This window comes from Halomonas sp. FeN2 (genome assembly GCF_020595105.1).
Lineage (GTDB): Bacteria > Pseudomonadota > Gammaproteobacteria > Pseudomonadales > Halomonadaceae > Vreelandella > Vreelandella neptunia.
Window position 1 is genome coordinate 530,473 of sequence record NZ_CP074200.1, and the last position, 21,334, is coordinate 551,806.

The window sequence follows — 21,334 nt, forward strand, 5'->3', positions numbered from 1 at the left end:
CCGCCGTCCATAAATACTATTCCCAAGCACTTTACCGATTACTTTTTACCAATACTTTTAAAGCTATAAAAAAGCCCGCGACATGTCGCGGGCAAAGTGCATTGGAGAAGAAACAGTTAAACGCTAACCAACTTACATCGATTTAGAACCATACCTCGGTCTGAACGCCGAAGGACCACTGACCGCCGGTAAAGCCTTCGTCGCCCAGTGAACTGGCACCGTAGTTGTTAAGGTCGTCATCCCAATCGCTGAAAGTGGTGAACAGACGAATCTCTGGACGCTGCCAGAAGCCGCCGACGTCAGGCTTGAAGGTGGGCGCAATCGTAAATTTACTGAAGCCACCATCCACAGCGTTACGACCGCTGTAACCCTGTGGGTCTAGATCCATCCACTGATAGCCAGCTTCGTACTGCATTTCGAAGTTCTGCGTTAACTCGTTGGCTAGGCGCACGTTGAGCCCTGCCCAGTTGTACTTATCGCCCTGGGCATAACGGTCTTCGCTGGTTTCAGCCAGAATAGAGGGGGCAACGCGCCACTGCGGGGCAATATAAGTAGTGCCATAGACCGCTAAGCGCGTAGAGGTAGCGTCATCGGTAAGATCACCCCGCGAACCAATACTTTTGGTCTCGGCACCTAGCCCCTGACCGTGCAGCACAGCCGCCTTGAAATTACCCTCGCCCATGCCGAAGAAGCTGTCGCCATGATAAGCAATCATGGTGTGGAAACCGGTATCAGCAGCGGTTTGGCCGACATCAATGTCGCGCTCGTCGTTGTCTGCAGCAGACATACCGTTGACCATCCACTGCCAGTTGCCGAAGTAGTTGTTGGAGGTCAGGATCAGGTTGTCGGTATCACCTTCAAGACCGGGGTTCTCACGGTCAACGATTGGGTAGTCGGCAAAGCTCCGGCCATAAATCGAAAGGTTAGACTTCCAGTTCTCTGCCAACTGCATGTCATAGATACCGCCACCGGTACCGGCCAGGAAAACCACGTCACTGTCGAGCCAATGAATGTCGAAGTTATCGCGGTCAAAGCGTTTACCAGCCCAAATCGAGGCATTTTCAAACGCACCGGTAAAACTGGGAAGATCGCTGAATTCGGCAAACACCTGACGCACGTTGATATCCGAATCGCCGCCGGTCCAGTCATTGCTGGAGGTCGTGCCGTCAGCAATCATGGTACGGTAAAGCGCTTTAGCGCCGTTATCGAACTGCATGCGGTAGTTGAAAATCGCTTCGGCGTAGGTGTCCGGCTCATTGCCTAAACGGCCAACGGCGCCGCCCTCTCCACCCGCGGGTGTCAGGTAAGGGCCAGCATTTTCGCTTTTACCATCTTCACCAATCAGCAAGCCTGAACGCGCATAAACGTTAAACGAGAAACCCTCTTCGCCATCGGCATAACGCTCCACCCGGGCCAGACGCTCTTCGATCTCCGCATCGCTTTCTGTTGCCACGGCGGTCGACTGCGATTGCTCGGCGATCTCGGCACGGCGCTCGGCGGCATCGGCACGCTGTTCCGCGGCTTCAATGCGGGCTTCTAGCTCGGCAAAGCGTTGTTCCATGGTCATTTGTGCGGAAGCAACACCGCTCATTCCCAAGCTGGCGGTGGCAATCGCAATGGCTAACGGCGTTTTAAATGTCATTTTGTGCATTGTTTTGAGTACCCTATTGTTATTGGCAAGCGGTTGTTTATTAGCGCTTGTTTTAAGCGTTTGCTTGTAAGTGCTCTTGTCTAAATCGATTAAGATCATATCGATAACACTTCCCTTGCACGGTTCACCCAGCGGGAGGAGTGGCTGTGCTACGAAACGCCACGGTGCTTAAGGAAAGGTAGCCAAAACTTAATCGATTAAGTCACTTTTTACCAACGGCTATTTGCTAATTAGCGACTAATGTCTAAGGAACGATTTTATTTAGTGAAAACTGAATAATGTCGTTAGACAAAAGTCGCTATTGAACTTCCTCGATCAAAGCGGCTAACTGAGCAGCACAATCTTAATCGATTAAGATAAAGATTAAGAGAGCCATTGAACAAACGTTGAGTTTGTGAATTAACGCTAATTTAGAAGCCACACCATCCACAACAATAAACGTCGAGGTATGCCGTTATGAAAAAGACTTTAATCACTACCGCCATTGCAGTAGCCAGCACGCTGAGCGCAACCAGTCAGGCTCAGGCTGAAGAACTTACCATTTCCTGTGGCGCGGTAGGCGCAGAGCTGACGCTGTGCCAGGAAGGCGTACGCGCCTGGGAAGAGAAAACCGGCCATAGCGTCGACGTCGTTTCTACACCCAACTCCTCCACCGAGCGCCTTTCGCTTTATCAGCAGATCCTGTCGGCCAACTCCAGCGATATCGATGTGATGCAGATCGACGTAGTGTGGCCCGGCCTGCTCGCCAACCACCTGCTGGATCTACGTGAGGTGCTTGGCGATGACGCCGCCGCTGGGCACTTTGAGACCATCGTCACCAACAACACCATCGATGATCGTTTAGTCGCCATGCCGTGGTTCACCGATGCGGGCGTACTCTACTACCGCGAAGACTTGTTGGAAAAATATGGCCATGACGTGCCAAAAACCTGGCAAGAACTCACCGAGATTGCCCGTGAGATTAAAGACGCAGAACGTGCTGATGGCAAAGACGGTATGCAGGGCTATGTCTTCCAGGGCCGCGCCTATGAAGGTTTGACCGTTAACGCCCTTGAGTGGGTAGCCAGCTTTGGCGGCGGCAACGTCGTGGAAGCCGACGGTGAAATTAGTATTAACAACGAGCATGCTGCCGAGGCACTTGATCTTGCCGCCTCCTGGATTGGCGACATCTCGCCCAACGGCGTACTCAATTACACCGAAGAGGAAGCGCGCGGGGTCTTCCAGAGTGGCGGCGCGGTGTTTATGCGCAACTGGCCCTATGCCTGGTCGCTGGCCCAAAGCGAAGACAGCGATGTTCGCGGTAAAGTGGGCGTTACCCAACTACCCGCGGGTGGCGAAAACGGCCAAAGTGCCGCTGGCCTGGGCGGCTGGAACTTGGCCGTATCGCGCTACAGCGAACACCCCGAGCTGGCCGCCGATCTGGTCGCCTTCCTGACCGGTGAAGAGGAGCAGAAGCGCCGCGCCATACAGGCCTCTTACAACCCCACGATCGACGCTCTCTACCAGGACGACGAAGTACTCGAAGCGGTGCCTTTCTTTGGCACGCTTTACGACACCTTCGTCAATGCGGTCGCTCGCCCCTCTGCCCCCACCGGCGATGCCTATGGCCGGGTGAGCAACGCTTTCTTCAGCACCTCCCATGAAGTGCTTTCCGGCACTAAAGATGGCACTCAAGCGGTCGCGGATCTTGAAGACGAATTGGCTCGCCTGAAGCGTCGCAACTGGTAACCCTGGAGCCCTTCCATGTCGACCTCCATCAAGCATGATGACGCGCCCGCCGGGGCGCGTTCTTTCACTACCAAGCCGCGCCGGGGCACTAAGGTTCGCCGTCAGCGGGTTAAAGCCGCCTGGCTCTTTTTAGCCCCCATGCTGATTGCGTTAACCCTGGTCGCTGGCTGGCCACTGGTGCGCACCTTCTTTCTCAGCTTCACCGATGCATCACTGTCAGATTTAGGCGCTGCCAATCTGATTGGCTTCGAGAACTACCTCGTCTATGAAGATGGCCGCTGGTATGGGGTATTGGCCGACTCGGTGTGGTGGCAGTCGGTATGGAACACCGTCTACTTTTCGGTGGTGTCGGTATCCCTAGAAGTGGTTTTCGGGGTCATTGTGGCGCTGATTTTGAACGCCGAGTTTAAGGGCCGCGTGATTGTGCGCGCTGCGGTGCTGATCCCCTGGGCAATCCCAACCATTGTTTCCGCGCAAATGTGGGCATGGATGCTCAACGACCAATTCGGCATCATCAATCACCTGCTAATGAGCGTGGGCATTATCGATGCCCCTATCGCCTGGACGGCGAACGCCGCCTACTCCATGTGGGCGGTGATTATGGTCGATGTGTGGAAAACCATCCCCTTCGTGGCGTTGCTGGTGCTTGCTGCTCTGCAGATGCTGCCCAAGGATTGCTACGAGGCCGCCGAGGTAGACGGCATTCACCCGCTGCGGGTGTTCTTCAAAGTTACCCTACCGCTGATTACCCCGGCGCTAATGGTCGCAGTGATCTTCCGCCTGTTGGATGCGCTGCGCGTCTTCGATGTGATTTACGTACTCACCTCCAACTCCACCAGCACCATGTCGATGTCGGTCTATGCCCGCCAACAGCTGGTCGAGTTTCAGGATGTCGGTTACGGCAGCGCAGCTTCTACTCTGCTGTTCTTGATCATTGCCCTGGCCACCGTGGCTTACCTCTACGTTGGGCGTAAACAAATCCAATTGGGAGGCGACTAATGAATACTCGTCAGTTGGCCAAAATAGCCAAGCGCATCGGGTTTTGGGCGCTGATTGTGCTGATTATGGTGTACGCCGTTTTCCCGTTTTATTACGCGGTCATCACCTCGTTAAAACCGTCGAGCGACTTGTTCCGCGTTGAGCTTTGGCCTTCGAACTGGAACTTCGATAACTACATCAGCATTTTTAGCCAGACCAGCTTTCTGCGCGCTATTTTCAACTCCATCGTGGTGGCGTTTAGCGTGGTGTTTATTGCCCTGCTACTCGGCATTACCGCCTCTTACGCCCTGGGCCGCGTGCGCTTTCGGGGCCGCTCCACGGTGCTGCTGGTCATTCTTGGGGTGTCGATGTTTCCCCAGGTAGCGGTGCTTTCCGGGCTTTTTGAGGTGATTCGTGCGCTCAATCTCTACAACAACCCCGCTGGGCTGATTTTAAGCTACACCATCTTCACCCTGCCCTTCACCGTATGGGTATTGACCACCTTTATGAAGCAGTTGCCCATGGAGCTGGAAGAGGCCGCCATCATGGACGGCGCCACGCCCTGGATAACCATCACGAAAGTGTTTCTTCCGCTGATGTGGCCCGCCATGGCGACCACTGGGCTGCTGGCGTTTATTGCCGCTTGGAACGAGTTTCTGTTTGCCCTCACCTTCACCCTGACCGACGCCCAGCGCACGGTACCCGTTGCTATTGCGCTGCTGTCAGGCGGCAGTGCCTACGAACTGCCCTGGGGGCCGATTATGGCTGCCTCTGTGGTGGTCACGGTGCCACTGGTCGTATTAGTGATTATCTTCCAGCGCCGCATTGTGTCAGGCCTTACCGCGGGCGCCGTTAAAGGCTAAGGAATTTTTTATGTCAACGATGGACTCTACTATGCAAGTCGCTACAACGGGGCAAGACGCCACAACTGGCCAGGACAATACAACAGAGCAGAACAACACACTCTGGTGGCGCGGTGGGGTTATCTACCAGATCTACCCGCGTAGCTTTATGGATAGCCGCGGTGACGGTGTTGGCGATCTTAACGGTATTACCGAAAAACTCGATTACGTTGCCTCCCTCAACGTGGACGGTATCTGGCTATCGCCGTTTTTCACCTCGCCAATGCTCGATTTTGGCTACGACATTAGCGATTACTGCGACGTCGACCCCATGTTTGGCACCCTTGAGGACTTTAAAGCGCTGCTGGCAAAAGCCCACTCGCTTGGTTTGAAGGTGATAATCGACCAGGTGATTAGCCACACCTCGGATCAACACGCCTGGTTTCAGGAGAGCCGCCAAAACCGCAGCAATCCCAAAGCCGACTGGTTTGTATGGGCCGATCCCAAGCCGGACGGCACGCCACCCAACAACTGGCTATCTATTTTCGGCGGCCCGGCGTGGACGTTTGATTCCCGTCGCCAGCAGTACTATATGCATAACTTTCTGACCAGCCAGCCGGACGTTAACTTCCATAACCCGGAAGCCCGTCAAGCGCAGTTGGATAATATGCGCTTCTGGCTGGAGCTGGGCGTGGACGGTTTCCGCTTGGATACCGTCAACTTCTACTTCCACGACGCCGAGCTGCGCGACAATCCGCCGGTTCCCAAGGGCGAAGCTAAAACCCTGGGCGCTCCGGATAGCAATCCCTACACATGGCAGCGCCACGTCTACGACCTGAGCCGTCCCGAAAATCTCGACTTCTTGAAAGACCTGCGGGCGCTGATGGACGAGTACCCCGGCACCACGACAGTGGGCGAAATTGGCGACGATAACCCGCTTGAGCGCATGGCCGAGTACACCGCTGGTGGCGACAAGCTGCATATGGCTTACACCTTCGACCTGCTCAACGCTCCCCACTCGGTGCGCTATATTCATGAAGTGCTAGAGCGCTTTCAGCGCTTGGCTGGCGACGCCTGGCCCTGCTGGGCAACCTCTAATCATGACGTAGTGCGCAGCGCCTCTCGCTGGGGCGCTGGCGAAGACCCCACCGCCTACCCAAAAGTGGCGCTGGCCATGCTCTGCTCCCTGCGCGGTAGCGTCTGCCTGTACCAAGGCGAAGAGCTGGGCCTGCCGGAAGCCGACGTGCCGTTTGAACGCATCCAGGATCCTTACGGCAAAGTGCTCTGGCCGGAATTCAAAGGCCGCGACGGTTGCCGCACGCCAATGCCCTGGAACGACAGCGAACACGGCGGTTTTTCCAACGTTGAGCCTTGGCTCCCTATGGAGGCCAGTCATCGGGATATGGCGGTAAGCCGCCAACAGGATGATGCCAACTCCACCTTGAATGCGCTGCGCAACATGTTGGCCTTCCGTCGCCAGCACCCCGCGCTGTTCGATGGTGACTTAACGCTGGTCGATGTAGGCGAAACGCTGCTCGGTTTTAGCCGACAAAAAGGGGATGAAACACTGCTATGCGTTTTCAACCTCACCGCCGAGGCCCAGACGGTTAATCTTCCACTAGCGATTGAATGCGATTTGCAGGGCCACGGCTTTATCACCCAGCGCGATGGTGACAGCCTAACGCTACCGGCGTACCAGGCAGCCTTTATGCGCGTCGCTCATAACAGTTAATCGCCACAACCGTACACAACAACAGGCCGACCCAACAAAAGTAGCGCACGAAGGTCGGCAAGGAGTCACCCATGGCAAGTGTTACGCTTAATAAGGTCAATAAGGTGTTTGGCCGCGATCACATTATCAACGATGTCGATCTGCATATTGGCGACGGTGAGTTCGTGGTCTTCGTCGGCCCCTCCGGCTGCGGCAAGTCAACGCTTTTACGCCTGATCGCCGGCTTGGAGTCGATTAGCGATGGCGATCTGTATATGGGCGAAACGGTGGTCAACGATTTGCCGCCCCGTGAGAGAGGGGTGGGCATGGTGTTTCAGTCCTACGCGCTCTATCCGCATATGACCGTCTACGACAACATGGCGTTTGGCCTGAAGCTGGCTAAAACCGCCAAAGAGACGGTGCATGAGCGGGTAATGACTACTGCCAAGATTCTGCAGTTGGAAGAGCTGCTGCATCGTAAACCCAAGGCACTCTCTGGCGGGCAGCGCCAGCGGGTGGCCATGGGACGCGCCATGGCGCGTGAACCACGCATTCTGCTTTTTGACGAGCCGCTCTCCAACCTGGATGCCTCGCTGCGGGTACAAATGCGGAACGAGATCGCCCGGCTGCATAACCGCCTGGGCTCCACCATGATTTACGTGACCCACGACCAGGTGGAGGCCATGACCCTGGCCGACAAAATCGTGGTACTCAACGGTGGCTATGTCGAACAGGTAGGCAGTCCCCACGAGCTGTACCAGCGCCCGGCGACGAAATTTGTTGCCGGGTTTATCGGCTCGCCCACCATGAACTTCATGCCTGCAGAGTTACTCGCTGGCGATGCCAACGGCTGTCGTGTGCGAGCCGCGGGAATTGGCGAGCTTTCCTTGCCCCAGAATGCCCAGCAGCGGCAAAGCGGCGAAGCATTGACCCTCGGTATTCGCCCAGAGCACCTATGCTTAGCGGCGCCCACCGATGACAACTGCTTCGATATCGTCAATGTCGAGTATTTAGGCAACGAGGTTTACGTCTACCTTGAGCCCAAACAGAGCGACACGCTGCTGATCCATCGCAGCGAAGCCCCCAGCCAGTGGCAAGCAGGCCAGAAGGTGTCATTAGCAGCGGATTGGGAAAAAGTACACTTGTTTGATGAGAGCGGTGCAGCACTGACACTACCCACTCAACAAGCAGCGGCTTAAGCACAAGAGACAGCCAAGTTACCCGCATTAACGACCCTCTGTGTGTACCTACCCTTCCCTTCGCTTATCATGGGAATTGGCTGCACACAGCGGGTCGATTTTATTGTGCACACCTTTTGAATAGCCAAGTCTTCAACTATCAAAAAAGCCTGTAAAGGAAGTACCGTGACTGATCAGCGCCGTATGACACTCAAGGATCTTGCGCAGGAACTCAACGTCTCCACTGCCACGATTTCCAATGCCTTTAACCGGCCGGATCAGCTTTCGCCAGCCCTGCGCGAACGCATACTCAAAGAGGCGAAAAGGCTGGGGTACAGCGGCCCTGACGCCAAAGCGCGCAGCTTGCGCACCGGCCGCTCGCGGATTATTGCGGTGATTCTTGCTGAGAGCCTCACCTACAGTTTGAACGACGCCGTGGCCAGCGAGTTTCTATCAGGGGTCGCCGAGGTTCTCGATGCCCACGGCCACACGCTGCTGTTATTGCCGGGCCGCGGCCACGCATCACAGCCGCCGGGCTCCGCCAATATCGCCGATGGCTTTATCGTCTATGGACTAATGCCCAACAATAAACTGCTCGATGAACTGCCCACCCAGCGCACCCTGGTGGCCGTTGATTTTGATATTGAAGGCTGCCCAACGGTGCATATCGATGACACCGCCGCCAGCTATAAAATCGCCCAGCATGCGCTTAACGAGTTGCCCAAACGCCCGGCGATAATCAATCTGCGTTTAACCAAAGAGCTCTGCAACGGTCGTGTGACGGCCGAGCACACCCTACTGCCCAACACCAGCACGATCAGCCGCGCCCGCCTTGAGGGCTTTCATAGCGCGCTGAGTGAGCAAGGGGTCGATGTGGAGCAAGTACCGCTATGGAATATCGAGGAGAATACTTTTGAGGTGTGCTCGCCGGTGATTGCCGAGATTCTCGACCAGCCCATAGAAAAACGGCCAGACCTGCTGCTGTGCATGTCTGACCGTATTGCGCTCACGGCACTAACGCTGGCCGAGCAGCGCGGTATTCGGGTACCTGAAGAATTACGCATTACCGGGTTCGATGGCATTGCCGAGGGGCAGTACCGGGCACCGCGTTTAACCACGGTGCGCCAGGATAGCGTGGGTAAAGGGCGGGTCGCGGCGCAGATGATTCTTGGCCGCGTCCCCCTCGCCCAGCAACTGCTGCAAACTGAACTGCTGCTGGGCGATACCTGCCCTTAGCTTATTACTTGGCAGTTGCCTGCATTGCCAGCGCGGTATCCAGCATACGGTTGGAGAAGCCCCACTCGTTGTCGTACCACGCCATGATTTTAACCAGACGGCCATTCACGCGAGTATGATTAGCATCGAAAGTCGATGAATTGGCATCGTGGTTGAAATCAATAGAGACCAGCGGCTCGGCATTGACGGCCAATACCGGTGAGCTAGCGGCAGCTTTCTCGACGATGGCATTGATCTCTTCTTTGCTGGTATCGCGGCTAGCGGTGAAAGTGAGATCCACCAGCGAGACGTTGATTACCGGTACGCGAACGGCCAGGCCGTCAAATTTACCCGCCAGCTCTGGTAGCACCAAGCCCACCGCTGCGGCAGCGCCGGTTTTGGTCGGGATCATGGAGTGCGTAGCACTGCGCGCCCGGTAGGGGTCGGAGTGGTAAACATCCGAGAGGTTTTGATCGTTAGTGTAAGCGTGCACCGTGGTCATCAAACCATTTTCGATACCCACCGCATCGTTCAACGCTTTGGCAACCGGCGCTAGGCAGTTGGTGGTGCAGGAAGCGTTAGAGACAACCGTGTGCTCAGCGGTCAACACCTGATCATTTACGCCATACACAATCGTGGCATCGGCATCAGGGCTGGGTGCGGAAATCAGCACGCGCTTGGCACCCGCTTCGATATGCTTGGCCGCCGCTTCGCGCTTGGTAAACAAACCGGTGCACTCCATCACAAGATCGATATTCATCGATGCCCACGGCAGCTGCGCTGGATCGCGCTCAGAGGAGATGGCGATGCGATCGCCATCTACCGTGATGCTCTCGGCGTCGTGTTCTACCTTAAAGGGAAAGTGGCCATGCACGGTATCGTGACGCAGCAGGTGAGAATTTAGCGAGGGGTCGCCTAGATCGTTGATGGCGACGACCTGTACGCGGTCACGGTAGCTGTTTTCGTAAAGGGCGCGCAGTACGTTGCGGCCAATGCGGCCAAATCCGTTAATCGCAACTCTTATTGTCATGATAGCTCCTCAATTGACCAATAATTACAAGTGGTACCTTTAGTAAAAAAATTACTAAAAATACGTATTTAAGCGTCATGAGGCCGATAAATAGCGTTTTAATCGCCCCAAAAGGCTAGTATAAATCCAATATGTAGTAAAATTACTATATAAACGCTATCGTAGTCCAATACTAAATTGCCAACAATACCTCTACTCAAGGAGAGCGCCCATGACGAATGCGACTTCGAAAACAACGGCCCAGACGTCTACTTCCTCCCTTCCTTATACGCCCTCAGGCCCTCATACCCCTTTGAGACGCACCAAAATCGTCGCCACCCTTGGCCCCGCCAGTGATCGCCCCGGCGTGCTGGAAGCGATGCTAAAAGCCGGTGTGGATGTGGTGCGGCTTAACTTCTCCCACGGCTCGGCGGATGATCACCGCCGTCGTTTAAGCGAAGTCCGCGAGATCGCCGAGCGCCTTGGCCGCAGCGTTGCTGCCCTGGGCGACCTGCAGGGGCCGAAAATTCGTATTGCGCGCTTCATCGAGGGCGCCGTCAAACTCGAGGTCGGCCAGCCGTTTGTCTTGGATATGGCATTGGACGCCAACAGCGGCACTGCTGATCGCGTCGGCTGCGACTATCAAACCCTGGCCGATGACGTCGTTGAGGGCGACCGTCTACTGCTCGACGATGGCCGTTTAGTACTCGATGTCACACGAGTAGTTGGACAAGAAGTGCATACCCGCGTTCACGTGGGTGGCAAGCTCTCCAACAACAAGGGCATTAACAAACAGGGAGGCGGACTCTCAGCGCCCGCGCTTACTGAGAAAGATAAGGACGATCTAAAAACTGCAATTGAGATTGGGGTTGACTACTTAGCGGTCTCTTTTCCGCGCAGCGCCGCGGATATGCAGGAAGCCCGCGAACTGCTTGGCGAAGCAGGTAAAGAGATCGGCCTGGTGGCTAAGCTCGAACGCGCGGAAGCGGTTGCCGACGACGCCACGCTGGACGGCATCATTGAAGCCTCCGAGGCGGTCATGGTGGCCAGGGGTGACTTGGGCGTTGAGATTGGTGACGCCGCGCTGATTGGTACTCAGAAGCGCATTATCAAGCACGCACGCTCACTCAACCGCGCGGTGATTACCGCCACCCAAATGATGGAGTCGATGATCGAGTCGCCGCTGCCCACCCGCGCCGAAGTCTTCGACGTGGCCAACGCGGTGCTCGACGCCACCGACGCGGTGATGCTCTCCGCAGAAACCGCCGCGGGTGATTACCCGGTAGAAACCATCGAAGCGATGAACCGCGTTTGTTTGGGTGCCGAGCGTGAGCGTCTCGCTCAAGAGTCAGGCCACCGTATTCATGAAGGCTTTGAGCGCATCGATGAAACCATCGCGCTGTCGGCGATGTATGCAGCGAATCACTTATCCGGCGTCAGCGCCATCGCCTGCATGACCTCCACCGGCTATACACCGCTAATTGCGTCACGGATTCGTTCAGGTTTGCCTATCGTGGGATTGGCCCACAGCCCTATCGCCCAGCGGCGCATGGCACTCTATCGTGGCGTGGTTTCTATACCTTTCGATACCACCGATATGGATCCGGCCAACCTTAACCAAGAAGCCTTAAAGCGCTTGCAGGCGCAGGGATTTATCCACCCTGGCGAGCATGTCATTCTCACTCGCGGTGACCATATGAATGCCCATGGGGGCACCAATACGATGAAAATTCTTGCCCTGGAGAGCGATTAATCGGCTAACCTCGGTAGCAAGCTTAATAAGAAAAAGCCATTCGGCCATAAGACCGTAAGGCAATAGAACCATGAGGGAAGTGACCAAATGAGTGACGCGCAACCGCCCCGCCAAGCCATCCGTACGCTGCAAGCACGCAAGCGCATTGCGCTGATTGCCCATGATGGCAAGAAGAGCGAAATGCTTGAGTGGGCAACCCGCTGGAAGGATACGCTGAGCCAGCACGAACTGATCGGGACAGGAACAACGTCTAAGCGGCTGCAAACCGCGTTAGGATTAGATGTGGAGGGTTTAATGAGTGGCCCCCTGGGCGGTGACCAGCAGATAGGCGCGCGGATTGCGGAGCAGCGGCTGGATGTGCTGATCTTCTTTTGGGATCCCTTCTCCCCCCAGCCCCACGACCCGGATGTCAAAGCGTTGCTGCGTTTAGCGGCGCTGTGGAATGTCCCCGTTGCCTGCAATGCGGCGAGCGCCGACTTCGTGCTCTCCTCGCCCTACTTGAGCGAGAGTTACGACATGTCGATACCAGATGCAGCAGCTTGGGCCCAGGCCCGCACGGTTTAACGCCTGTGCAGATGGCGCGCCACCACTTGTAGTCCGCTCTCATAGTGGCCGCTCATGGCAGCTAGGGCACAGCGCAATGTTAACTCGGCAATACGGTCATAATCCTGTAGCGCCGAGTTCACTGACTGAGGAAGGAAATCCAGCAGCCGGTGATCACCAAAAGTGGCCAGGCGAATATTTTCCGGCAGGCCGCCGCGCTCTAGAAACACATCAAACACCCCTTCCATCAGTGTATAGGACGCCGTCACCAATGCGTCGGCACCGCCCTGTTCATCCAGTAGCTGAACTGCTAAACGCGCCCCTTCACTGCGTTCATAGTGGGATCCGGTAAGATAAAGCGGTTCAATCATGCTGCCTTCAAGGGCCGCCTGAAACCCCGCCCGGCGCTCGCAGCTAACCGACAGATCCGGCATCGCTTCTAACCAGGCAACACGCTTGGTCGCCGCGCCGATTACCGAAAGGGTCAACGTCTTGGCCGCCTCCTGATCGTTACTCACGACACTGGCAAAGCGCGCCGGGTTGAGGCCACGGTCCATTCCCACCACGCACCACCCCTCGTCTACCAGGTCGGCATAAAAAGTGTCGTCGCTGGGGAGGCAACTGGCTGTGATCAACACCTCACAGCGTTGTGCTCGCAGCGCCAACGCCAGTGTCCGTTCACTCTCTGCGCAGTCATCCGAGCTTACGATCAACAGCTGGTAACCCTGCTCCCGTGCACCCCGCTCCAGGCGTTTGGCTAGGCGGGCGTAACTGATGTTCTCCAAGTCCGGCACGATAAGCCCGAGCAAGCGACTTGCGCCCCGGCGCAGCGCTGCCGCCTGGGGGTCAATGTGATAGCGATGTTGCCGCACCACCGCCATCACTTTTTCAATTGTCGCTGCGCTTATGCGCCGCTGCTCGGCCTGACCATTAATCACGTAGCTAGCGGTCGTGCGCGAGACGCCGGCCAGCCGGGCAATATCGGCAAGAGTCATTCGGGTCTCCCTTAATGTAACCAAGCAGTTTATCAGCAAGTTAGCGCCTACCAGACCAAAGTCTAAACGCCCAAGCCTTGTGTCATTCAGTGAATCGATTCAGCATAGCCAACTATACACAGATGATACGATTCATCTAGCTCACTTCGAAGCGCTACGACTATGGTTCTACACGGAGACACCTATGTTGACACTCGGCCCCGATGACATCTTGCTAGGCCGCCACGCCGACAGCTGGCAAACCGCGCTGGACAGTGCCGCTAAGGCGCTGGTTGAGGCCGGATTGGTTGAGGCCGAGTATCGCGACGGCCTGCACGCCCGGGAGGCGCAATCATCCACGTTTCTAGGCAACGCCATTGCGATCCCCCACGGTACGCCAGAAAGCCGTCAGTATGTGAAGCAAACGGGCGTACGCGTGCTGCAGTTTCCACACGGGATCGAGTGGCACGACGGCCAGCAGGTGCATGTACTCGTCACCATCGCTGCCCAGAACGATGAGCACCTGGATATTCTGCGCCAGCTCACTCACGTACTGGATCGCGAAGGCGTTTCCGAGCAACTGGCAAACGCCACCTCTGCGGCAGATGTAGCGCGGCTGCTTTCGAAACCAGCCTTAGAACCGCGCCTGGATGCCGACACCCTATGCGTCAACTTTCCGGCACGCGACCCACAAGAACTCGCCCTCGCTGCAGCCGCCCGCTTACGCCAAAGCGGCTGTGTCGATAACAGTTTTATTACCGCCGTCGCTGCGGCGCAGCCGACCTGGTTAGGTAAAGGGCTGTGGCTGGCTAGTAGTGCCCAGGGCGTTAATCAGCCCGCGCTAGGAGTGGCCACACCGGCTGAACAAAGCCTGGAAAGCGCTGGTCATCCGGTGCATGCGTTGTTCTGCCTGGCCGCCCACGGTGATGCCCACCGCCCGCTGCTAGAGCAATTGATGGCGGTTTTGGAAAACAGCGAAAGCCAAAGCCTGATGGGCAAAACCAGCGCGCAGCTGCTGGCCACCCTGGCGGGCGAAACCGCCAGCACTCAGACTCGCCGTGTGCGGGTACTTAACCCCCATGGCTTACACGCCCGCCCCGCCAAACAGCTTGTACAGATAGCGCGCGCCCAGGCCATGCCAATTCAGGCACGTTTGGAAGAAGGCAGCGCCACCCCGATTTCCGCCGCCAGCCTGACCAAAGTGATTGGCCTGGGCGCACGCCGCGGCCAGTGGCTGGTGCTTTCAGCCGAGGGCGAGCAGGCAAGCGAAGCGCTGGAGGCCGTCGCCGAGGCGGTTGAATCGGGGCTGGGAGAGAAAGTCACACCCTTTGACGGTGGCTTTGATAGCGCGCCGGAAGCGAGCACCGCTACACCAGCCGTCGAGCCCCTCGCAGCCGATACGCCCCACGCCGGTGTGGCCGCCTCGCCGGGTTTAGCCATTGCGCCCGTGTTTGTCATTCGGCCGATGAAGTTCGAGTACGCAGAGCACGCCAGCGACGCTGAACACGAAATCAGCCGTTTAAATAGCGCGCTGAAAGAGGGCGCCGCCCAGCTGCATACGTTGGTACGTAACGCCCCCGGTGGGGAAGTCGCCGATATTCTTTCGATGCACGAAGAGATGCTCGACGACCCGGAACTCCATCACGCGGCGACGGATGCCATTCGTGAGGGACGCTCGGCGGAAGCGGGCTGGTGGGAAGCGATTGAAACCGCGGCCCACGCCCAGGAGATGCTCGCTGATCGCCTGCTGGCCGAACGCGCAGCCGACCTGCGCGACGTGGGTCGCCGGGTGTTGGGCGTACTCTGCGATGTGACGCTCCCCGAACCGCCGGATCACCCTTATATTCTGGTGATGGACGATATCGGCCCTTCCGATGTGGCCCGCCTGGATACCTCCCGTGTGCGCGGCCTGCTCACCGTTCGCGGTGGCGCCACGGCGCACAGCGCTATTCTGGCCCGCGCATTGGGTATTCCCGCCGTCGTTGGCGCCGGGCAAGCGGTGATGGCACTCAACAACGCCAGCATGATGATTTTGGATGGCGAGCGTGGCCGGGTGACGTCGCAGCCTTCCGAAGAGCGCCTACAGCGTGCCGAGCAGCAGCTACTCGACCTCCAGCAGCGCGAAGCCGATGCCTGGGAAAGCCGCTTCGAGGTCGCCCAAACCCGCGATGGGCACCGTGTGGAAGTCGCCGCCAACCTGGGCAACACCGCCCACGCCGCCGATGCGGTGGAGCGCGGCGCTGAGGCGGTTGGCCTACTGCGTACCGAATTTCTGTTTATGGCCCACGCCAGCGCACCAGACTTAGCCACTCAGATTAGCGAGTATCGTCAGGCAATTGACGCACTCAATGGCCGCCCGCTGGTAGCGCGCACCCTGGATGTCGGCGGTGATAAACCGCTGCCCTACTGGCCGGTACCCCAAGAAGACAACCCCTTCCTAGGTCTACGCGGTATTCGCTTAGCGCTGACCCAACCCGAAGTGCTCGAGACCCAATTGCGCGCGTTGTTGATGGCAGCAGTCGAAAAACCGCTACGCATTATGCTGCCGATGGTCAAAGATATCGCCGAGTTCCGTGCCGTCAAAGTCATCTACGACCGCCTACTCCAAGAGATCCCTACTTCCCAGCGCGCCACCGATGTGCAGCTTGGCGTGATGATTGAAATACCCTCCAGCGCGTTGCTGGCACCCAGTCTCGCCGCCGAGGTGGACTTCTTCTCAGTCGGCACTAATGACTTGACCCAGTACACCCTGGCTATCGACCGTGGCCACCCGGAACTCTCTGCCCAAGCCGATGGTTTGCACCCCGCAGTGCTGCGTTTGATTCAAATGACCGTGGCGGCAGCCCACACCCAAGGCAAATGGGTCGGCGTGTGCGGCGAATTGGCTTCAGACGCCGTGGCTATTCCGGTGCTGGTAGGCCTTGGCGTTGACGAGCTCTCCGTCAGCGCTCGGCAGGTTCCGCTGGTCAAAGCCCGCCTGCGCGAGTTTGACTTCGCTGATGCCCAAGCCAGCGCTCAGTTAGCGCTGAATCAGGCGACTAGCGATGAAGTTCGCGATGCACTGGAGGCGCGCTAATGGCCCGCGTGCTATGCATTACATTGAACCCGGCACTGGATTTGGCGTTTAACCTTGACGCCTTGGTGCTGGGCAGCGTCAACCGCCCCACTAGCGCCCAATTAGAAGCGGCAGGCAAAGGGGTTAACGTTGCCCGCGTATTGGCAGGCCTTGGTCACGACGTCACCGTCAGCGGCTTTTTAGGTGCCGATAACGACGCTCCCTTTCAATTGGCATTTACTCAGTACTCCCTGACCGACGCCTTTGTGCGCGTGCCGGGAGAAACCCGTATTAATGCCAAAATTGCGGAACAGAGCGGCCGCGTTACCGATATTAATGGCCCCGGCATGCCCATTGACGCCACGCATTTGCAGGCGCTGATCGACACGCTCAATACCGAGCTTTCCAGCGCGACACCACCCCAGGCGGTAGTCGTGGCGGGCAGCCTCCCCCCCGGGCTGTCACTGGACGATTTCAGCGCGCTGTTAAACCACTTAAACGCCAGCGGCGTACCGCTCTGGGTAGATACCAGTGGCCCGGCACTCAATGCGGCCATAGCGACCCACCCCGCCGGTGTTAAGCCTAATGAAAACGAACTGGCAGAGTGGGCGGGCGAAGATATGACCTCTTCTGATGCTCGCTTGAATGCGGCTAAACGGCTGCATAAAAGCGGCATCACTCATGCACTGATTTCAGCGGGTGCCGAAGGGGTACTGTGGGTTAACGCTCAAGGTGCCTGGCACGCCACCCCCCCTAAGGTCACCGCGACAAATACCGTTTGCGCCGGCGATACCTTTGTTGCGGGCATGCTCCACGGGCTGCTGACTCACCAGAACGGCCAGCAAGACGCTGAACAAACGCTGCGCTTTGCCACCGCGCTCTCGGCCGAGGCCGTGCGCCACGTTGGCGTGGGTAACCCCCACGCTGCCGATTTCGATTCACTCCAACAACACACCCGGATACGGCGTCTTGATGACACCATCACCGAGGGAGCCACGCTATGAATGTTATTCTGATTACCGCCTGCCCCAGCGGCATGGCGACCACCTTCCTCGCGGCTAAGCGCCTGGAACAAGCCGCCCAGCGCCAAGGCTGGTCGGCACACGTGGAAATGCACGGTGAAGTCGCGCCGCTCCAGGCCGCTACTGCCGAGCAGATCGCTAATGCCGATTTGATCGTGGTCGCCGCCGATCACGTGCCTGCCCCAGAGCGCTTTGAAGGCAAACGGCTATTCCAAGCGCCGATTGCCAGCGCACTCCCCGACCCCAGCGCTTTTCTGGCCCAGGCTAAGCGTGAAGCGCCGATTTATAGCGCCCCGGCCGCCTCTAGCGCACCTACCGCTGCAAGCAGCGCGGGTGGCAAGAAAATCGTTGCCGTCACCGCCTGCCCCACCGGCGTGGCGCATACCTTTATGGCCGCCGAAGCCCTCGCCGAGGCGGGCAAAGCCATGGGCCACGCCATTCGCGTGGAAACCCAAGGTTCGGTGGGCGCACAAGATAAATTGACTGAAGAAGAGATCGCCGACGCCGACATAGTCGTACTGGCCTGCGATATCGACGTTGATCCGTCGCGGTTTGCTGGTAAGCGCATCTACCGCACCTCTACCGGCAACGCGCTAAAAAAACCACGCCCCACCCTTGAAGCCGCACTGAGCGAGGCCGCCGTAGAGAGTGGCAGCAGCAGTGCGGGCACAGCCAATAAGAGCGTCAAAGAGAAAGGCGTTTACAAGCACCTACTCACCGGCGTTTCCTTTATGCTGCCGATGGTCGTAGCAGGCGGCCTGCTAATTGCCCTCTCCTTTGTGTTTGGTATTGAGGCCTTTGAGCAAGAAGGCACCCTGGCCGCCGCGCTGATGCAGATCGGTGGCGGAACCGCCTTTGCGCTGATGATTCCAGTGCTAGCAGGCTATATCGCCTACTCCATCGCCGACCGCCCCGGCATCGCGCCGGGTATGATTGGCGGCATGCTGGCGGCCAATATCGGCTCCGGCTTTATCGGCGGTATTTTGGCGGGTTTCCTGGCGGGCTATGTGGCCCTGGCGGTGACACGCTACGTCAAACTGCCCTCCAGCGTTGAGTCACTCAAACCCATTCTGATTATTCCGCTGGTCGCTAGCTTGGTCACCGGCCTGACCATGATCTACGTGATTGGCGAACCGGTCGCGGCGCTGCTTAATGCCCTGACCAGCTTCCTGGAATCCATGGGCTCCACCAACGCGGTGCTACTGGGTATTCTGCTGGGCGCGATGATGTGCTTTGACCTGGGTGGCCCGGTCAACAAAGCCGCTTACACCTTTGGCGTAGGCCTGCTCGCCTCAGAAACCTACGGGCCCATGGCGGCGATTATGGCGGCGGGGATGGTACCTGCGATTGGTATGGGCATTGCCAGCTTTGTAGCGCGCAACAAGTTCTCGGCACCGGAGCGGGAAGCGGGCAAAGCCTCTTTTGTACTGGGCCTGTGTTTTATCAGCGAAGGCGCGATCCCCTTTGCGGCGAAAGACCCGCTACGCGTTATCCCCGCCTGTATTGCTGGCGGTGCCCTTACCGGCGCCCTATCAATGCTGGTAGGCGCAAAGTTGATGGCGCCTCACGGCGGCATCTTTGTACTGCTGATCCCCAACGCCATCACTCCGGCACTGCTGTACCTTGGCGCTATTGTGGCTGGCTCGTTGGTGACGGGTTTAGGCTATGCGTTTATCAAACGTGATGCGGCCCAGGTAGCACTCGCCACCTAACCGCTGTTACCAAAAAGTGAGGGCAGGCGAACATGCCTGCCCTTTTAAATACGTCGCTTTACGCATTTAATACCTTTCCACGTCACTTATACCCTCTACTCTTTGTCATTTTTTATGTAGTATTTTTACATAACGCCACTTTTGTCTTTGGTTACCACGTTCACATATAACAAACGGATCGCCCTATGTTTCAGCTCACTCGTAGTGTTACCTGGCAGGCGCTTGACCGCCTGCGCGACAAAACCGCTAACGACCGCATTCGTGACTACTTCACCAATGACCCGCAGCGCTTTGAGAAAATGAGCTTACGGGTGGGCGGTCTGTTTCTCGACTACTCCAAGCACCATGTCTCCGATGAAGTGCTTACCAAGCTGATTGAGCTAGCCGACCACTCCGCACTGGTGCAGCGCCGAGCACAGATGTTCTCCGGCGATATTATCAACGTTACGGAAAACCGCCCGGTACTGCATACGGCGCTGCGTCACTTAGGCGATGAGCCGGTCTATGTGGACGGCGAAGACGTGATGCCGGAAATCACCCGCACCCGCGAGCAGATCAAGCTGTTCTCGGAAGCGGTGCGCAGCGGTGAATGGAAAGGCTACAACGGCAAACGCATTAAAGACGTGGTCAATATCGGCATTGGTGGCTCGGATCTTGGACCCAATATGGCGGTGCGCGCGCTGCTCAAATACCGCCACCCGGAGCTGCACTTCCACTTCGTCTCCAACGTGGACGGTACCCATATTCAAAAGGTGCTCTCGCGCCTTGACCCGGCGACTACGCTGTTCATCGTCTCTACCAAGACCTTCTCTACCCAGGAGACCCTGCTAAACGCCAAAACCGCGCGGCGCTGGTTCCTGGAGAACGCTGGCGAAGACGCCGACGTGGGCGCGCACTTTATTGCCGCCTCTACCAACCGCAAAGCGGCCATGGAGTTCGGCATTCGCGAAGAGAACGTGTTCGAGTTCTGGGCCTGGGTGGGCGGCCGTTACTCCATGTGGTCGTCCATCGGCCTACCGATTGCGCTTTCGATCGGCTTCGAAGGCTTTATCGAACTGCTGGAAGGCGCTCATGAGATGGATAACCATTTCATCAACGCGCCCTTCTCGCAAAACATGCCCGTGCTGATGGCGCTGATTGGTATTTGGTACATCAACTTTATTGGCGCCGAAACTCAAGCCATCGTGCCCTACGACCAGGCGCTGAACCAACTGCCTTCGTTTTTGCAGCAGCTGGATATGGAGTCTAACGGTAAGTCGGTGGATATTTTCGGCCACCCGGTGAATTACAAAACCGGCCCGATTGTCTGGGGCCAGACCGGCTCCAACGGCCAGCACGCCTTCTTCCAGCTACTGCACCAGGGCACCCGCTACGTGCCGATTGATTTTATTGCCTCGCTCAAGCCCGAGCCCGGCGTGGAAGACCACCACTTCGCCCTACTGACCAATATGCTCGCCCAGGCCAACGCCTTTATGGAAGGTAGCCAGGGGGATAGCAAAGAGCTAAGCCAACACGATCCCTACAGCTGCCCCGGCAACCGCCCTTCCAGCACCCTACTGCTGGATGAGCTAACGCCGAAAAACCTGGGCGCGCTAATCGCGCTCTACGAACATAAGGTGTTCGTGCAAGGGGTAATCTGGAACATCAACTCGTTTGACCAGTGGGGTGTGCAACTCGGCAAGCGCATCGCCGGTGAAATCAGCGAGCGCATCGACACCAACGCCGCTGACTTCGACACCTCCACTCAAGGCCTGCTGGAACTGGTGCGTGCGCACTTCCCCAATGGTGGCAGCGGTGAGAAGGAAAGCGCACCGGCCAGTGCCGAGAAAAAGCCAGCACGGAAGAAGCGTTGAACGGATAGGTTGGTAAATCGATAGAAAAGCAACGCCTTGGTTTGAAAGAACCAAGGCGTTCGTTTTTGCATGAGAGTCAGAACGAACTTTCTACCGCTTGTGGTAGACGT

At 57.4% G+C, this 21,334-nt stretch carries 15 protein-coding genes; 12 read left to right on the plus strand and 3 right to left on the minus strand.

Annotated elements, in window-relative coordinates:
• Positions 1–142: 142 nt before the first annotated feature.
• The gene (locus tag KF947_RS02545; RefSeq protein ID WP_133732636.1) at positions 143–1,651 is read right to left on the minus strand and encodes a carbohydrate porin; all 1,509 of its coding nucleotides are present in this window, start codon (positions 1,649–1,651) and stop codon (positions 143–145) included.
• A 456-nt stretch (positions 1,652–2,107) separates the two neighbouring features.
• Between KF947_RS02545 and KF947_RS02550 the strand changes: the two genes are divergently transcribed.
• The 6 genes from KF947_RS02550 (at position 2,108) to KF947_RS02575 (ending at position 9,324) form a co-directional block, all read left to right on the plus strand.
• The gene (locus KF947_RS02550) at positions 2,108–3,379 is read left to right on the plus strand and encodes an ABC transporter substrate-binding protein (protein ID WP_227405365.1); all 1,272 of its coding nucleotides are present in this window, start codon (positions 2,108–2,110) and stop codon (positions 3,377–3,379) included.
• A 15-nt stretch (positions 3,380–3,394) separates the two neighbouring features.
• On the plus strand, positions 3,395–4,378 hold the full coding sequence (locus KF947_RS02555) for a carbohydrate ABC transporter permease (protein ID WP_223288160.1): 984 nt from the start codon (positions 3,395–3,397) through the stop codon (positions 4,376–4,378).
• Positions 4,378–5,220: a carbohydrate ABC transporter permease gene (locus KF947_RS02560; RefSeq protein WP_133732639.1), complete on the plus strand. Its 843-nt coding sequence runs from the start codon at positions 4,378–4,380 to the stop codon at positions 5,218–5,220. Before KF947_RS02555 ends, KF947_RS02560 begins: the two co-directional genes overlap by 1 nt.
• 31 nt (positions 5,221–5,251) lie before the next feature.
• A complete protein-coding gene (locus KF947_RS02565) occupies positions 5,252–6,931 on the plus strand; it encodes an alpha-glucosidase family protein (RefSeq protein ID WP_227406265.1) in 1,680 nt (559 codons plus the stop codon).
• A gap of 71 nt (positions 6,932–7,002) precedes the next feature.
• Positions 7,003–8,109 (plus strand): ABC transporter ATP-binding protein, encoded by a 1,107-nt coding sequence (locus tag KF947_RS02570; RefSeq protein WP_227405366.1) that lies wholly within the window; start codon positions 7,003–7,005, stop codon positions 8,107–8,109.
• A 165-nt stretch (positions 8,110–8,274) separates the two neighbouring features.
• Positions 8,275–9,324: a LacI family DNA-binding transcriptional regulator gene (locus tag KF947_RS02575; RefSeq protein ID WP_227405367.1), complete on the plus strand. Its 1,050-nt coding sequence runs from the start codon at positions 8,275–8,277 to the stop codon at positions 9,322–9,324.
• 4 nt (positions 9,325–9,328) lie between these two features.
• Here KF947_RS02575 and gap read toward each other — a convergent pair whose 3' ends face one another.
• Complete coding sequence (gap, locus tag KF947_RS02580) at positions 9,329–10,333, minus strand: type I glyceraldehyde-3-phosphate dehydrogenase (protein ID WP_133732641.1); 1,005 nt, start codon at positions 10,331–10,333, stop codon at positions 9,329–9,331.
• 211 nt (positions 10,334–10,544) lie between these two features.
• Here gap and pyk point away from each other — a divergent pair, with 211 nt between their 5' ends.
• Both pyk and KF947_RS02590 read left to right on the plus strand, forming a co-directional pair.
• The gene (gene pyk, locus KF947_RS02585) at positions 10,545–12,065 is read left to right on the plus strand and encodes a pyruvate kinase (protein WP_227405368.1); all 1,521 of its coding nucleotides are present in this window, start codon (positions 10,545–10,547) and stop codon (positions 12,063–12,065) included.
• 87 nt (positions 12,066–12,152) lie between these two features.
• A complete protein-coding gene (locus tag KF947_RS02590; RefSeq protein WP_088700522.1) occupies positions 12,153–12,629 on the plus strand; it encodes a methylglyoxal synthase in 477 nt (158 codons plus the stop codon).
• Here KF947_RS02590 and cra read toward each other — a convergent pair.
• Complete coding sequence (gene cra, locus KF947_RS02595; protein WP_227405369.1) at positions 12,626–13,603, minus strand: catabolite repressor/activator; 978 nt, start codon at positions 13,601–13,603, stop codon at positions 12,626–12,628. The two genes, KF947_RS02590 and cra, sit on opposite strands and share 4 nt — an antisense overlap.
• A 184-nt stretch (positions 13,604–13,787) precedes the next feature.
• On the opposite strand from cra, the gene ptsP reads away from it, so the two are divergent.
• From ptsP to pgi, 4 genes are all read left to right on the plus strand, one after another.
• On the plus strand, positions 13,788–16,658 hold the full coding sequence (gene ptsP / locus KF947_RS02600; RefSeq protein ID WP_227405370.1) for a phosphoenolpyruvate--protein phosphotransferase: 2,871 nt from the start codon (positions 13,788–13,790) through the stop codon (positions 16,656–16,658).
• Entirely contained in the window at positions 16,658–17,641 is a 984-nt protein-coding gene (gene pfkB, locus KF947_RS02605; RefSeq protein WP_227405371.1) for a 1-phosphofructokinase, read from the plus strand. The genes ptsP and pfkB overlap by 1 nt, the downstream gene beginning before the upstream one ends.
• The gene (locus KF947_RS02610) at positions 17,638–19,371 is read left to right on the plus strand and encodes a PTS fructose-like transporter subunit IIB (RefSeq protein ID WP_227405372.1); all 1,734 of its coding nucleotides are present in this window, start codon (positions 17,638–17,640) and stop codon (positions 19,369–19,371) included. The genes pfkB and KF947_RS02610 overlap by 4 nt, the downstream gene beginning before the upstream one ends.
• Before the next feature lie 185 nt (positions 19,372–19,556).
• Complete coding sequence (pgi, locus tag KF947_RS02615) at positions 19,557–21,224, plus strand: glucose-6-phosphate isomerase (RefSeq protein ID WP_227405373.1); 1,668 nt, start codon at positions 19,557–19,559, stop codon at positions 21,222–21,224.
• The last annotated feature ends 110 nt before the right edge of the window (positions 21,225–21,334 follow it).

What these genes read in the sequence shown, in the direction of transcription:
- pyk (WP_227405368.1), top strand. Translation starts at nt 10,545, where the DNA reads ATGACGAATGCGACTTCGAAAACAACGGCCCAGACGTCTACTTCCTCC.
- cra (WP_227405369.1), bottom strand. Translation starts at nt 13,603, where the DNA reads ATGACTCTTGCCGATATTGCCCGGCTGGCCGGCGTCTCGCGCACGACC.
- gap (WP_133732641.1), bottom strand. Translation starts at nt 10,333, where the DNA reads ATGACAATAAGAGTTGCGATTAACGGATTTGGCCGCATTGGCCGCAAC.
- KF947_RS02610 (WP_227405372.1), top strand. Translation starts at nt 17,638, where the DNA reads ATGAATGTTATTCTGATTACCGCCTGCCCCAGCGGCATGGCGACCACC.
- KF947_RS02555 (WP_223288160.1), top strand. Translation starts at nt 3,395, where the DNA reads ATGTCGACCTCCATCAAGCATGATGACGCGCCCGCCGGGGCGCGTTCT.
- KF947_RS02565 (WP_227406265.1), top strand. Translation starts at nt 5,252, where the DNA reads ATGCAAGTCGCTACAACGGGGCAAGACGCCACAACTGGCCAGGACAAT.
- KF947_RS02590 (WP_088700522.1), top strand. Translation starts at nt 12,153, where the DNA reads ATGAGTGACGCGCAACCGCCCCGCCAAGCCATCCGTACGCTGCAAGCA.
- KF947_RS02570 (WP_227405366.1), top strand. Translation starts at nt 7,003, where the DNA reads ATGGCAAGTGTTACGCTTAATAAGGTCAATAAGGTGTTTGGCCGCGAT.
- KF947_RS02545 (WP_133732636.1), bottom strand. Translation starts at nt 1,651, where the DNA reads ATGCACAAAATGACATTTAAAACGCCGTTAGCCATTGCGATTGCCACC.
- pfkB (WP_227405371.1), top strand. Translation starts at nt 16,658, where the DNA reads ATGGCCCGCGTGCTATGCATTACATTGAACCCGGCACTGGATTTGGCG.
- pgi (WP_227405373.1), top strand. Translation starts at nt 19,557, where the DNA reads ATGTTTCAGCTCACTCGTAGTGTTACCTGGCAGGCGCTTGACCGCCTG.
- KF947_RS02550 (WP_227405365.1), top strand. Translation starts at nt 2,108, where the DNA reads ATGAAAAAGACTTTAATCACTACCGCCATTGCAGTAGCCAGCACGCTG.
- KF947_RS02560 (WP_133732639.1), top strand. Translation starts at nt 4,378, where the DNA reads ATGAATACTCGTCAGTTGGCCAAAATAGCCAAGCGCATCGGGTTTTGG.
- ptsP (WP_227405370.1), top strand. Translation starts at nt 13,788, where the DNA reads ATGTTGACACTCGGCCCCGATGACATCTTGCTAGGCCGCCACGCCGAC.